The organism is Undibacterium sp. KW1, from assembly GCF_009937955.1.
GTDB lineage: Bacteria > Pseudomonadota > Gammaproteobacteria > Burkholderiales > Burkholderiaceae_D > Undibacterium.
The window spans coordinates 4,957,459-4,972,035 of sequence record NZ_AP018439.1 but is presented as its reverse complement, the minus strand read 5'-3'; the positions used below and the strand labels follow the sequence as shown (position 1 = coordinate 4,972,035).

Here is a 14,577-nt window from a genome sequence, read left to right as displayed (position 1 = left end):
TAATTCTGGAAATATCAAGCCCGTGTATACGCAAGAATAAAAGAAAACATATCCAGATGCTTGGCAATGCCGATTTTCTTGGTCGTGGAATAATGCCCTGAATCATAATCAACCCGCATCAATACCGGGCGCTTGGGATCATAATTTTTTTGCATGCGGGCAGCCATCTTGGCGATTTGCCAGGGTTCTACCCGCATGTCGTTGGCGCCCGTCATCAGCAGCGTTGCCGGGTAGCTGGTTTCAGCTTGTACATGGTGATAGGCATCCATCTCCAGCAGGGCGCGGAATTCATCTTCTTTTTTGACCGTACCAAACTCTTCATCATTGCCAGGGCCATTCGATGTCAGCTCAAAGCGCAGGGTATTGAATACCCCGACTTCACCGATTGCCACGGCAAACAGGTCTGGTCTTTCAGTGATGGCGCGGCCCACCATGATGCCGCCGGCAGAGGTACCCCATACAGCGAGCTTGCCGCGTGCAGTCCAGCCGTCTTTAATCATTGCTTCTGCCACATCAATCACGTCGCGCCAGGTATTTGGCTTATTGGCTTTTTGCCCGGCAGTGTGCCAGGTCTCGCCCTTCTCGCCACCACCGCGCACATGGGCGTAGACAATCACGCCACCCTGGTCCAGAAAAGCCAGCATGGAACCCTGGAAGCCAGGGTCAAGTATGATGCCGTAAGCACCATAGGCAATAATCAGCAGAGGGTTCTTGCCATTCAGTTTGGTATTGTTCTTGTGCAGTATTTCTACCGGTACAGCCGTTCCGTCACGCGCCTTGATGTCCTGGCGCGTAGTCAGGAACGAAGATGTGTCAAATGCTGCCTTCGGTGTCAGGCCCGTGTCTTTGGCGACCAGATTGGGGCCGGTTTGCAGAGTGCGGGCCGACCAGGTCAGGTCGTCCATGCCAAACCAGGCACCTTCTATGGCCGGGTGGCATTGTATATTCCATACCGCACCTGTCAAAGGCAGTTTTACATCCTCCACCTTGCCTGTGGCAAAGCTGTAACGCCGCAAGGCACCGACCTGGCCACGCAGCTCATGGATGTATAAACCATCTTTTGCCAGGCTCAGGCTGTCGATGACATAATCGCCTTGTGGCACCACCACGACACGCTTGCCCTTATCTGCCTCGCGCAGGCTGACCTTAAACACTTCACCACGCTCAGACTTGCCTTTGGCCAGTACATACACATCGTCACCCACGGTCAGTGCGTGGGTCGCGATATCGTCCTTGCGGAACACTTCTGCCCAGCCGGGTTTGCCTGCCAGCAGATCATTGAGACGTGCGACCATGCCATAGGCCGGCCATTCACCATTGCTATAGATAGCACCCAGTGCCCAGTCACTGGCGGTATTCACATGCACGACAGGCATTTCACGTTCTGTCTGGCCCATGGCCGGGCCATCTGACCAGCGGAAGGCCAGTGTGTCTTGCACAGGGTCTTTATCCATTTTGTGCAGCCATGTTGCCGTGTCGAAGGAGAAATCGACTTTGCCCTTGACTGCACCGTCGCGCAGGCGTGCATAAAACAGGCCGCTGGAATCGGGCAGCCAGCTTGCCGGTATGCCATTCAAACGGGTAATCAGCACGTCCTTGCCACTATCCAGTGTCAGCACATGCAACTCATGCATCTCATCACCACCCTTGTCGATAGCGTAAGCCAGATGCTTGTTGTCAGGAGACATCAGCACTTCGGTCACGCGCCTGGGTTGACCACCTTGGCCACCCGGGCCACCCTTGTTACCGGCTTCGGGATCAATCAACAGGCGTTCTGCACCACCCGCGTGTGGGGCAGCATAAATCTTGAGTACCTGCTGGTCTGGCGAGCGGCGCGCAAAAATCAGTTGGGTACTCGTGACTTGCCGTATCGCCAGCGTAGTTGTTGCTGCACTGAATCGTTGCAGAGATGCTTCTATCGCTCGTCGCCCTGGCAACTTGTCCAGCACTTGCCTTGCAAAAGCGCCTTGCGCTTTAAGGTAGTTAGTGAATTCGGCAGTGTCCGGCTTTTGTTCCATCCAGCGGTAAGGATCAACGATGCTCTTGCCCCACAAGCTGTCGGTCACCGGCTCTTCGCGTGCCAGCGGTGGCAGCAAGGGCGAGGGTGTTTTCCTGACGGCAGCATGCACATGCACACTGAGAGGTGAGAGGGCAAATGCGGACAAGGACAAGGCAAATTGGCGACGGGAAATCATAATCTGCTACCTCTCAGTATGGGGTCTGTCACTGAGTATAGACGGATTTGCAAGCCACTGACAATGCCGCCTTTAATTTGATCTGCGTGCGGCCAAGTCCCTGCTATCATGATTACGTTGCCGATTCACTTTCTACCCAAAGATGGGGAATGTCATGGCTGAAAACAAAACCAAAGCAACAGACTCCAGCGTAGATGATTATCTCGCCGCGATACAGGACGAGACGCGCCGCAATGACTGCGCAATATTGATCAAGCTCATGTCCAGGGCCAGCAAACAGCCCGCCGTCATGTGGGGCAGCATCGTCGGCTTTGGCAACTACCACTATGTCTATGAGAGCGGCCGCGAAGGCGATATGTGCCTCATCGGCTTTGCATCCCGCAAGGGTGACATCAGCCTGTATGGCCTCAATGCCGCACCCAACCATGCGCAATTATTGTCTGAACTCGGTAAAACCAAATCCGGCAAAGGCTGCCTGTATATACGGAAATTAAATGATGTGAATATAAAGGTGCTGGAGACCCTGATCAAGGAAGCTGTGTCGGTGAAGAAATGAGTCAACACCAGAATAGTGAGCCAGCGGCTCAGTTTAATATTCGTGGTAGAGTACGCCGTGCGTACCGTTTCTTATGAATTTTCTTTGATGTTTTTTTGAGAGTGGTGCGCATGGCGCACCCTACTGACTGACAGTCCTTATTCTTCAGGCTGAACCGGATACGTCAATTTTTCTGTATCCCATGCATTCTCTTCACGCTTGCGCCAGGTTAGCTTACCCTTCAGTTCGCCCTCAGCATCATATATGCGGATATCGGCAGGGCTGGATATGCCGGGGCCGTGCCAGCTATGTGCACCCGGGAAAATGCACCGTGGCTCCATGCTGCCAAAGTCGCAGCCCGCGTGCTTGAATAGAGGTTGCTCCACGTCGGTGTATAAGAAATCATGGCTACCGCAGCACAACGCTCTTGGTTTCTGCTGACGCGACATTCTCCAGCGCAGATAGCTCTGGATTTCATGGATCGCCAGCTCCTTATTCATGTGCTCTGTTTCCAGCGGATATTCCACTGCCTTGCCACTGCGTACCGCACCAAAGGCATTTTCAAAATCACGCAAGCTGGCAATATCCTCGGCTATACACAGGTTCGAACAGGTCTTGCACCAGGCTGGGCGGACTGGTATCGCGAACAAGTCTTCATTCCTTATCAATTGCCCCATGGTGCTTGAGCCAAGGTAGTAATAAGCCTCGCGAAACGGCAAGAAGAGTTTTTCATTGCAACTGGTACAGATATAAAAATTGGGCAACATGGTTCACCGCATATTCGTTTAAACAGAAGAATTTCTTTTGTTGTACCTGTAGATTTTTTATCGATAAACACTCTTGATCATCGCCTGACCCAGTGTATCGCTTCTACCAGATAAAGCCTGATTATGTTTTAATTGAGCAGCGAGATCATCTGGATGGCGGCCATCAAGTGTCAGTTGGATAAGCTCGCCATTGCGTAGCGCAGCATCTATGACTGCCGCATTTCCCTGAGCCGTGATGTTATTGCGGGTCAGGTTAAGCCTGCGCAATGTCGCAGAGGTGTTGATCAACTCCACGGCGTGTAGCGCACCCTCATCTCCCATGTGATTGGCCTGTGCACCCAGCACCCTGGTGGATGGTGCGTAGCCAAGATTCAGGTTTTGCAATGAAGAATGCCGGGCTGCGTCCAGCAGAGCAGATGCTCCCTGTGTGCCTATGCCATTGCTTGCCAGTTCCAGGGTTTGCAGGCTGTGGTTGTGGCACAGCGCATCGGCGATGCATGTTGCACCTGTATCACCTAGACGGTTGACGCTAAGGTAGAGTGCCTTGAGATGTGGCGCTTCGCGCAGCAGGCGTGCCAGGTCGTTTGCGCTTGCTGCGTTCAGACCGTTGCCGCTGAGGTAAAGGCTTTGCAGGTTCTTGTTATCACTGCACAGGGCATCAACGATGGCGCGCACGCCTTCTGCACGCAAATCGGTATTGACCATGTCCAGCACGCGCAAGTGCTGGTTGCTGCGTAACATGCCGGCAATGCTTGTTGCGCCATCCGGGCCTAGTGGATTACGCTTGAGCCACAGGCCGCTAATGTTTTGTGCGCCATCTGCCAGCGTCGTGCCCAGCGCATGTGCTCCTGTCGGGCCGATATTATTGCAACCCAGGTAAAGAACCTCAAGCTGAGGATTGATGCTGGCCAGGCCAGCCACCGCTGCCGCACCAGCATCGCCTATTGCATCGGTGCCCAGCATGAGGCTGCGGACGCGGGTATTGTCTTGCAATGCCTTTGTGATCGCCAGGCAGTGGCTGGTTCCCAGGCTTTGCTTGCATAAATCCAGACGGCCATCGGCGGTCAGCGTGCCACGGGGGAATTGCTGGTCGCTGTGGGCAGCAAGATTGGCGCTCAGGTGCTGCAGCAAGGGATCAAGCTCGTCAGCATCACAAGGCGTGATACTGACGCGGTGTGCCGGACACTGGACAGCCGTGATTGCATCACCAGGCAATGCAAGAGATGCTTGAGCAGTATCACCATGCATAGGGTTCAAAGTCCTTGAGGAAATGGCCGTAAAGCGGTGCCTCCGTTTCATTGACGCCACGGATGACAGGATCGAGCAGGCGCGCCATGCCATCCGTCACGTCCAGTGGCGTGTAAAAATCCTGGGTCTGCCGCACATGCATGGCTTGCGGATAGGGCTTTTCATCGGTAATCCAGCCGGTATCCACGGCATTCATAAAGATGCCATCGCGGGCCCAGTCCTGAGCGCTGGTACGCACCATCATATTCAGCGCTGCCTTGGCCATATTGGTGTGCGGATGAAATTCTGTCTTGCTGTCGCGGTTGAACTGTCCTTCCATGGCCGATGCCTGGATCACAAAGCGGCGTGCATGTGGTGAACGCAACAAGGCTGGTTTAAAGCGGGCAGTCAGCATGAAGGGCGCTACCGCATTCACCAGTTGCACTTCCAGCAGTTCAAAAGTTGATACTTCATGCAGCCGTTGCGACCAAGAGTTGGCGGGCCGTTTATCCAGCCCCTGTCCATACATATCGACCTCATGCCGCGGAAAATAATCGGCATAGCCGGGCTGATTGCCCAGATATTGTTGCCTGGCTTCCAGCAGCCACGGGGTTGCTTCGGCAGACATCAGTGCTGCATAGAATTCACCTGGGCGCTTGATGGTCTGTGCCGCATTATTGATCAGGACGTCGAGGTGTGGCAGCTCTGCATTGAGCCTGTCGGCGAATTGTTCGACATCGGGGATGCAGCGCAGGTCCAGTGCCTGTATGTTCAGTCGCTCCTGCCAGTCGCCATAGTCCGGCAAGGCGGCAAAACGTTTTGCTGCGTCCTGTGGAAAACGCGTGGTCAGCGTGACATGGGCTCCGGCGCGCAGCAGATGCAGGGCAGTTTCAAAGCCTATCTTGATGCGGCCACCAGTGACCAGCGCATAACGCCCGCGCAAGTCTGCCTGCTGGTGCCGTTTTTGCCAGTTCTTGTCCGCACACACCGGACACAGGGAATGGTAGAAATGATGCAGTTGCTGAAAACCCTGCTTGCAGACATAGCAGCGTTGTGAACGCAATGTACCGGCAGTTGCGTCGCTGAGCGTCAGCGGCAATGATGCTGCAAGCTGCGTACGCACCAGGCCAGTCTGCAGGCGTGCATGTTGCAGTTGTTCTTTGGCTGCATTGGCGCGCGCCTGGCGGTGGCCACGCTTGGCTGTTTTCTGGATTTTGGCAATCAGAGTCTTGAACTGCGGGTGATCATCCATCTGCGATGGATCGTTTGCAATGGTGTGCAGTACCCGCAAGGCGATGCTCAATTCTTCATCTGTGTATGCCACGGCGGCTATCCTTACTGGTCAAATGCGCTTGCGCATCCACGCAAAAATCAGTGGGAACAGGTTGGGCTTGAACCAACACCTTTTTCTTGCAAAGAAAATGCGCTTCCATTACACCACCGCTCCCGGCGGCGATTATAGCGGAGCTTGCCTGACACGGTCAAAAAAATACAGACAGGATTTGCCTGCGTCAATAGTGAAGGAGAGAGGGCTAGTGGAAACCGTGGAATTAAATGGGAACGGGTTGGATTTGAACCAACACCACTTTCTTAGCTGGAAAGTGCGCTTCCATTACGCCACCGTTCCCGCTAGCGATTATAGCGGGGCATACGCCCGTCATGCTCAAAAAGCCGCAGGCTGGTTTTGCTCATGCATCGATATTGGCGAAGGTTGGAGAATGCAAACTGTTGGGGACAACGGAATGAAAGGGAACGGGCCGGGTTTGAACCAGCGCCTTCTTCTTTGGTGATAGACATGCTTCCATTACACCACCGTTCCCGGTTGCGATTATAAAGGGCGCTGGCTCATACATGCAAAGCCGTAGCCACACTAGCCCGTATCACTTCAATAAACCTGCGCAGCCGCGCCGGGTAAAAGCGGGCATACGGATAAACCAGATTCACTGGCAGTGGCGCGGCCTGCCATTGCGGTGCCAGTTGTATCAGGTGCCCGGCGGCGATGTCGTCGGCCAGTATCCAGGTAGAACCGATGGCGACACCCAGTCCTTCCAGCGTGGCGATGCGCAGCGCATACAGGTTGTCAGTGCTCAGGCGCGGGGTGAAGGCCACGCGCTGGATTTCGCCGGTTTGTACATGGTGCAGGAATACTTCGCTACGGTAAAAGGTGCGCAGCGACAGCCACGGCAGGCCGACCAGGTCGATGGCTTGTTGCGGCATGGGCCTGCCAGCCAGGACGGATGGTGCCGCCACCACGATGCGTGGCACCTCTGCCAGTTTGATGGCGACCAGGTTGGTATCTCTGAGCTCGCCTATCTGTATGGCGCAGTCTATGCCCTCAGAAATAAAATCCTGCAACGAGGTATCGTCATGCAGCAGCCATTCTACTGACACACGCGGGTAGCGCCGCAGGTAGTCTGCCAGCGGTCTGACCAGGCGTTCCTGGCCAAACGCATGCGGTGCAACGACGCGCAGCACGCCTTCAGGCTCGTCATTGGTGCCACGCAGGTCAGACTCAAAGGCGGCCCAGCCTGCCAGCAGGTTGCGGGCATGTTCATAGCAGCGTTCGCCATCTGCAGTCAGGCGCATGCTGTGGGTGGAGCGGTTCAACAGGCGCACACCGAGGGATTGTTCCAGCGATTGCAGGCGGCGGCTGACCGTGGGCTGGGTCGTGCCCAGTTGCGCCGCAGCAGCGGACAAATTGCCCGCCTCGACGATGCGTACAAAGGTCTGCATGAGCTCTATGCGATCGCCCGCGCCTGCCATGAGGGCGGCGGTAGCAGAATTGTCCGGGCGGCTGGTCAGGGTTTTGGTCATACGTCAAATGTATAACAAATCTGCGTGACATGCCACTACCGTTTGAAATGCGAGAGTCTTACACTGCAAGACATCAGTTAAAGCAGAGAGAAAGTCATGTCTTCCATTCAAAATTCGCATAATCATATAACTGCCATATCTCCGGCGACAGATACGCAGGTACATCAGCAACCATCGCCTGCACTGGTATTTTTGCTGGCCTGTGGCGCTGCCTTGTCGGTGGCGTCGCTGTACTACAGTCAACCCATGCTGGGCGTATTGGCGAGTGACCTGGGTATCAGCAATGTCGCAGTGGGTTATGTGCCCACGCTCACGCAACTCGGTTATGCACTCGGCATCTTGCTGCTGGCTCCACTGGGCGACAAGCATGACCGCCGCAATATCATCCTCATCAAGGCTGGTTTGCTGGTGGCTGCATTGCTGGTGATGGCTGCTGCACATTCCCTGAGCCTGCTGCTGCTCGCCAGCCTGGCGATAGGACTCACGGCGACGATGGCGCAAGACATTGTGCCTGCTGCGGCCACCCTCGCGCATGAATCGCGCCGTGGCAAGGTCGTGGGTACGGTCATGACAGGCCTGTTCATGGGCATCTTGCTGTCGCGTGTGGTCAGTGGCTTTGTGGCTGAGCAATTTGGCTGGCGCAGCATGTTCGTCGTGGCAGCGCTTGGTGTGACACTCATCGCTGTTGCAGTCTGGCGTGGCCTGCCGCATTTTGCCCCAACCACCTCCATGAGTTACCGTGCCTTGCTGGGTTCACTGTTTGAACTTATTCGCCGTCATGGCAAACTGCGCCGCGCCGCACTTGCACAAGGCTTGCTGGCGATGGGCTTCAGCGGCTTTTGGTCCACCCTGGCCGTCATGTTGCATGCAGAACCGTTCCATCTGGGCAGCGCAGTCGCAGGTGCCTTTGGCCTGGCCGGTGCTGCAGGTGCACTGGCAGCACCGCTGGCTGGCCATCTCGCAGACAAGCACGGACCAGAGCTCGTCACCAAGGTAGGTGCCAGCATCAGCGCTGCATCGTTCGCCATCATGAACCTGAGCCCGCTGTTGCCGCCCACTGCACAACTGTGGCTGCTGGGCATAGGCACGGTAGGCTTTGACCTTGGTGTGCAAAGCACCCTGATCGCTCATCAAACAATAGTCTATGGTATAGACAATGCCGCCCGCAGCCGCCTTAATGCTGTGCTGTTTGTCGGCATGTTCATCGGCATGGCAGCCGGTGCCACCCTGGGCAGCGCCCTGCTGGCGCAATGGGGCTGGATAGGCGTGACGGGTATGGCAACAGTTACTTCGCTGGCGGCATTGGCGGTGCGGTTTTGGGGGAGGAAACTGGTAATGCATGAAAGATAGGTACAAGATTAATACCTGTTCGTTTGCTGCATGTGCGGCATCTGCTGAGTAATAGATTAAAGCCAGTTGAGTGCAAACTCAACTGGCTTTTTTATTGCCTGAATTCCATTCTTTTTATAATTTTGTCTGATTTGACAGATTTGACAAATAGCGTGGTAATGGTGATATTTGATCAATGATTGTTTAAAATAAATGAGAAACAAAATTTCACAATGATTATGCTTTTACCATATAATTGCCCAGAAATTGTTGAGCAGTAAGCATTTAATTGTTAATGAAATAATTTAAAACGCCAAGATTTATCCAAATAAGCTGCGTATAGTTATACATATGGCAGCGTTGATTTTTTTGATTTTACAGATGTCAACTCCCGGCACTGGTCATTGAAAGATCATATCAGCCGGAATTTATCTGCAGATATGACACTCTGTCATTGTTGACCGGAATAATTGCTCCTGTCATCGCAGCTTTTATGCATTTTTACCCCATTCTTTAAAGTTCAACGACGAATTGGCCATGCCCGCCATGGTCAAGGTTTGTCCTTATGGAGTTAGCACTTTATGAAGTTTATGCAATCCTTTTCATGCCGTCTGTCAGCGTTGCTGATGCTGATGCTGGTGTTCAGCTTGAGCGCCCCGTTTTCCTTGAAATGTAATTAAGCTGAGTATTTTGTAGTGATGAATATTTTGCTGCTCTCGATATCCACATCGCTTAACACACCTGTTTATTTGACCAGGGTAGTTAGCAGTTAGCCTGCTGGTTTTACCAGACCCTTGCTGTATCTGCTTGCCTCATTAATTTTTTGCTCTGTTGTGTAGCCTGTACTCTTAAAGTTTGAGCTGTCGTTGGCTGACACATCGCTGTGACTACAAATTTTGTTTATTCGTTTGGAACTTGTTTATGTATCTTCGTAAGCCACCCGAAAGGCCCTTAATGACTTGGTTTTTAACCGGGAAAAATTTTCCTGCAGTGTTTTCTGTGTCCACACGGTTCATTATGAGCCTTGTTTGTTTGAGTCTGATGTTTTTTTTCGCAAGCAGTGCATATGCGCAGTCTTCCAGTACGTCGGTTATCGATGAAGGGTATTGGTTTGGTGACAAAAAATTTTCTTCAGACAATGAACATGCCAAGTTTGTTTGTGAAAATGCAAGTTGGCTGGATGGTCAAGCAGGGCGCTTGAAAGAAATTAAATATACGTCACCTCCTGATGAAAATGAAGAGCATCCACTATTTGCGATTTATTGCAGCAATTATCTGTACGATGGCAGAGAGGTCGTTTCAGAGCATGGGATGATTACGAGTTATCAATATGTTTGCCCATCCAATACCATATACAGTAAAGCTGCAAAGGCATGTGTCTGCCAAGCATCTTATTACCGCTGGTTCAGCAAGCAACAGGCTTGCATTAGCGTTTACAATCAGCCGCCGCAACCTGAGCCACCCAAAATGTGTCCAGGCTCTGGTGATGGTGGTGGCCCCAACCCCTCTTGCGGTAACCCTATTTCAATTGCAACTGGCGCAAAAGTTCAAGCTGAAAAAGAATTTAGCGTCGCTCATATCAGTGATCTTAGCATTACCCGCTTTTATGACAGTAATCCATTCAAGCCTGGTTCTGCAGATGTTAATCAGTTTGGTCGCAGGTGGACACACAACTTTGAATCCCGCATACAGCCAGAGGCGGCTTTGACACTCAATCAGTCACGTTCTGATTGCTATATTTCTGCAGACTATCAGGCATACTGGTGTGAAAACAAACCAGCAACGACAACTGCAACGGTCCCTGAAGCGGTATCTGTTACACGCCCACGGGGAAATAAAGTCTTTTTTAATCGCAATGGCCTGGTCTGGCAGGGTGATTCCAATGCTGACTTCAAGCTGCTCGCTCAGTACAATGCCGACAATACGACTGTCACTGGCTGGACTTTGCGCAATACATCAATCGACGAAGTAGAGCAATATGACGCTAAAGGCCGTTTGATTTCCATCACCAAAAGAAATGGTGTTGTCTATAAACTGACGTATAGTTCGGGCGCGACGAACGACACCACAGTCAGTCGTCTTCCGGCCGATGCGCCGGTTTGTGGTACGGCAAATGCAGGGCCGACGCTGAAGGCAGGCAAGCTCTTGTGCGTGACAGATAACTGGAACAAACAGATCAAGTTCAGTTATGACGCCAAGGGACGCATCAACAATATTACTGACCCGGCGGGTGGACAATATCAGTATGCCTACGATGGTGTGACAGGGGGGTGCGGCAGCAACACGCAGAGTATTTCTTGCAATGCAAGTAATCTTACTTCAGTCACTTATCCTGACGGCAAAACCCGCAGCTATGTGTACAACGAGGCCAGCAATATTAATGGCGGTAATGCCTGCGACTATGCCAGTTCAGTGGGTAATGGCTCTGGTGGCCTGCCCTATGTATTGACCGGCATCATAGACGAAAACGGCAAGCGCTATGCCAGCTGGACCTATGACTGCATGGGCCGTGCAACATCTTCACAGCATGCAGGCGGTGTAGAAAAAGTCACCCTCAGCTTCGTTGCTGCCAATGCCAGCGGCGTGCAATCTACAGTGGTTGATACCTACCTTGGTACCAGCGCCAATCCGCAAAAGGTAACGGCAACCTACCAGTTCAAAGCCATGCTCAATACTCTCGGCAATACCGGCGTTGACCAGCCTTGCGTGAATTGCGCCAACATCAGCAACAAAACCTATGACGCCAACGGCAATATCGCCAGCACCACTGATTTTAATGGCACCATCACCACCTACGAATATGACCTGAGCCGTAACCTCGAAACTAAACGTGTTGACGCGAGCGGCACGGCAGTGGCCCAAACCACCACCACCAGCTGGCATGCCAATTTTACGTCTCCCCTGCAAATCAACGTCCCCTTGCTGCGTACCACTTATACGTACGACAGCAAAGGCAACGTCCTGACCAGAACAGAACAAACCACCAGCGACGTGAACGGTAGCCAGGGTGCCAATGCCACAGTGACAGGCAGCCCCCGCACCTGGAGCTACACCTACAATGAAGTAGGTCAGGTCCTGACCGTCACCGGCCCGCGCACCGATGTCGTTGATAAAACCACCTACGTCTACGACACCAAAGGCAACCTCAGCACCATCACCAACGCCGCTGGCCACATCACCACCCTGGATAACTACGACGCCAACGGCAGAGTAGGCCAGATCACCGACCCCAATGGGCTCGTCACTACTCTGACGTACACGCCACGCGGCTGGCTCAAACAAAAAGTCAGCACAGGTGACGGCCAGTCAGAAACCACCACCTACGATTACGACAATGCAGGCCAGATGATCAAAGTCACCTTGCCAGACAACAGCAGCATCAGCTACACCTACGACGATGCCCACCGCCTCACAAAAGTCAGCGACAACTTAGGCAACAGCATCACCTACACCCTCGACAATATGGGTAACCGCATCAATGAAACCACCACTGACAGCAGTGGCAACCTCACACGCCAGATTGACCGCATTTATGACGCCCTCAACCGCCTGCAAAAAGTGACCGGAGGCGTCCAATGAAAAAATCTATCCTGATGAAACGAAGCATACTCGCCGCCACATTGATCAGCCTGTATGGCCAGACTGTTGCCAGCACCACCTGCCAGTTTGCCTATGATGCCATGGGCAATGTCACCAAAAGCTTCAATGCCAACAACTCCATCACCATACTCGAATATGATGCACTCGGTCGCCTGAAGACCCAGACTGACGCTGACAATAAAATCACCCGCTATGAATATAACGGACAAGACCGCCTCACCAAAGTCACCGATGCCCGCAACCTCTCCACTTTATATAATGTTGATGGTCTCGGTAACCAGCTGGGCCTCACTAGCCCCGACACCGGCGACACCATACTCACCGTCGATGCGGCAGGCAATGTCCTCACCAAAAAAGACGCCAAAGGACAAATCACCCGCTACACCTATGATGTCCTCAACCGCATCACCAGCATCACCTACCACGACAACAGCGTCACCACCTATACCTATGACCAGGGTACCAATGCCAAAGGCCGCCTCAGCACCATCAGCGACCAGAACAGCAGCATCAGCTACACCTACGACATGCGTGGCCGCGTGTTGACAGAAACCCGCGTGATGAACAGCGTCAATAATGTCACCCGCTACCAGTACGACACAGCAGGCCGGTTAAGCAGTCTGACCTACCCCAATGGCCGCCAGATCAGCTACACCCGTGATGCCCTCGGGCGCATCACCCAGATTGACACCAGCAAAGACGGCATTGCTGCCACCATCCTGAGCCAGGCAACTTACCGCCCCTTCAGCGGCGTACAAAGCTACCGCAACAGCGCTGGTCAAAACTACACACGCGGCTTTGACAACGAAGGCCGCATTGCCAGTTTTACCCTCAGCAACAAAGTACAAGCCATTACCTACGATGCCGGTGGCCGTATTGCCACCATCAACGAAGTCAACAACCCCAACCGCCAGGCTACCTACGGCTACGACACCCTTGACCGCCTGACCAGCTACCTCACACCACAAACCAGCCAAAGCTTCAGCTACGATGCCGTCGGTAACCGCAGCACCAAGACCAATGGCGCCGCCAACACCAGCTACAGCTACGCCAGCACCAGCAACCGACTGGCCCAGGTGACTGATAGCCAGGTCAAACCTGTTGCCACTGACCCCAATGGCAGCATCACCAACAACGGCATCAACCAGTTCAGCTATGACGCCCGTGGCCGCATGATCACTGCAACGACAGCCATTGGTACTGTCCAATACCAGATCAATGCCCTGGGCCAGCGCGTACAAAAGAACGTTCCCGCCAATGGCAGCAATCCCGCAACGAACACCGTCTACCACTACGACATGAACGGCAGGCTCATCAGCGAACGCAATGGGCAAGGTGATGTGGATTACGTCTATCTGGATAACATTCCGGTGGCGGTCATCAAATGATGAAACTGGTAGCCAGAGACAAGCATCCAAGAGTCAAACCCATTACTGAAAAAACAGCCATCAAGTCACCCACGAGAGCAGACCTGATGGCAGGGGAGAAAAATTTGTTTTACCAACCATCACTCAGCAGAGCAGCCCTCAGCGCAGCCCTGACCTGCATCACAGGACTGGGCAGCCTCGCCATCAGCAGCCCAGCCTTCGCCGTCGCACCCACCGTCGGCCTGAACACCCCGACGAACAATGCCCGCTACACTTCACCAGCAGCCATTACCCTGACAGCCGTTGCCGCCAGCAGTGGCGACACCATCAGCAAAGTCGAGTTCTACCAAGGCAGTACTTTGCTGGGTGCAGTCACCACGCCCCCTACGTCTACAACTGGACCAACGTCACCACCGGCAGCTACAGCCTCACCGCCAAAGCGACAAATAGCCACAATGAAAGCAAGACCTCCACAGCAATAGCTGCCATCGTCAACAACGCCCCCACGGTCAGCCTCACGGCACCCGCCAACAACAGCAGCGTTGTCGGCAAAGCCAGCATCACCCTGTCAGCCAATGCGGCTGACAATGATGGCACGATCAGCAAAGTCGAGTTCTACAACGGCACCACCTTACTCGGCAGCAGCACGACCGCTCCCTACAGCTACAACTGGACCAATGTCGCCCCCGGCAGCTATACCATCACCGCCAAAGCCACCGACAACCTCAGCGGCACCGCGACAA

The 14,577-nt window shown here is 53.5% G+C and carries 10 protein-coding genes, 2 tRNA genes and 2 pseudogenes; 6 read left to right on the top strand and 8 right to left on the bottom strand.

The annotated features are described in order from the left end of the window. Positions 1 to 14: 14 nt before the first annotated feature. Positions 15 to 2,195, bottom strand: a complete 2,181-nt coding sequence (locus UNDKW_RS22320; RefSeq protein WP_162060515.1) for a prolyl oligopeptidase family serine peptidase — start codon at positions 2,193 to 2,195, stop codon at positions 15 to 17. A gap of 154 nt (positions 2,196 to 2,349) precedes the next feature. On the opposite strand from UNDKW_RS22320, the gene UNDKW_RS22315 reads away from it, so the two are divergent. Then, entirely contained in the window at positions 2,350 to 2,751 is a 402-nt protein-coding gene (locus UNDKW_RS22315) for a DUF1801 domain-containing protein (protein ID WP_162060514.1), read from the top strand. A 137-nt stretch (positions 2,752 to 2,888) separates the two neighbouring features. On the opposite strand, the gene UNDKW_RS22310 is transcribed toward UNDKW_RS22315, so the two are convergent. The 7 genes and pseudogenes from UNDKW_RS22310 to UNDKW_RS22275 form a co-directional block, all read right to left on the bottom strand. Next, on the bottom strand, positions 2,889 to 3,497 hold the full coding sequence (locus UNDKW_RS22310; protein ID WP_162060513.1) for a hypothetical protein: 609 nt from the start codon (positions 3,495 to 3,497) through the stop codon (positions 2,889 to 2,891). A 57-nt stretch (positions 3,498 to 3,554) separates the two neighbouring features. Beyond that, complete coding sequence (locus UNDKW_RS22305) at positions 3,555 to 4,745, bottom strand: ribonuclease inhibitor (RefSeq protein ID WP_162060512.1); 1,191 nt, start codon at positions 4,743 to 4,745, stop codon at positions 3,555 to 3,557. Further along, positions 4,735 to 6,048: an SDR family NAD(P)-dependent oxidoreductase gene (locus tag UNDKW_RS22300; RefSeq protein ID WP_197892973.1), complete on the bottom strand. Its 1,314-nt coding sequence runs from the start codon at positions 6,046 to 6,048 to the stop codon at positions 4,735 to 4,737. The genes UNDKW_RS22305 and UNDKW_RS22300 overlap by 11 nt, the downstream gene beginning before the upstream one ends. Before the next feature lie 51 nt (positions 6,049 to 6,099). Then, positions 6,100 to 6,172, bottom strand: a tRNA-Ala gene (locus UNDKW_RS22295). 108 nt (positions 6,173 to 6,280) lie between these two features. Beyond that, a tRNA-Ser gene (locus UNDKW_RS22290) sits at positions 6,281 to 6,351 on the bottom strand. Positions 6,352 to 6,472: 121 nt separating this feature from the next. Next, a pseudogene (locus UNDKW_RS22280) lies at positions 6,473 to 6,543 on the bottom strand. Positions 6,544 to 6,569: 26 nt separating this feature from the next. Continuing rightward, on the bottom strand, positions 6,570 to 7,538 hold the full coding sequence (locus UNDKW_RS22275; protein ID WP_162060511.1) for a LysR family transcriptional regulator: 969 nt from the start codon (positions 7,536 to 7,538) through the stop codon (positions 6,570 to 6,572). 96 nt (positions 7,539 to 7,634) lie between these two features. Between UNDKW_RS22275 and UNDKW_RS22270 the strand changes: the two genes are divergently transcribed. The 5 genes and pseudogenes from UNDKW_RS22270 to UNDKW_RS31220 all read left to right on the top strand — a co-directional run. Continuing rightward, entirely contained in the window at positions 7,635 to 8,888 is a 1,254-nt protein-coding gene (locus UNDKW_RS22270) for an MFS transporter (RefSeq protein ID WP_162060510.1), read from the top strand. Positions 8,889 to 10,334: 1,446 nt separating this feature from the next. Further along, the gene (locus UNDKW_RS22265) at positions 10,335 to 12,446 is read left to right on the top strand and encodes a DUF6531 domain-containing protein (protein WP_162060509.1); all 2,112 of its coding nucleotides are present in this window, start codon (positions 10,335 to 10,337) and stop codon (positions 12,444 to 12,446) included. After that, complete coding sequence (locus UNDKW_RS22260) at positions 12,443 to 13,855, top strand: RHS repeat protein (RefSeq protein ID WP_162060508.1); 1,413 nt, start codon at positions 12,443 to 12,445, stop codon at positions 13,853 to 13,855. Before UNDKW_RS22265 ends, UNDKW_RS22260 begins: the two co-directional genes overlap by 4 nt. Next, positions 13,852 to 14,316, top strand: coding sequence for an Ig-like domain-containing protein (locus UNDKW_RS22255; protein WP_162060507.1), 465 nt, complete (start codon positions 13,852 to 13,854; stop codon positions 14,314 to 14,316). Before UNDKW_RS22260 ends, UNDKW_RS22255 begins: the two co-directional genes overlap by 4 nt. Next, a pseudogene (locus UNDKW_RS31220) lies at positions 14,313 to 14,531 on the top strand (Ig-like domain-containing protein); the annotation flags it as partial. The gene UNDKW_RS22255 and the pseudogene UNDKW_RS31220, both read left to right, overlap by 4 nt. Positions 14,532 to 14,577: the final 46 nt, after the last annotated feature.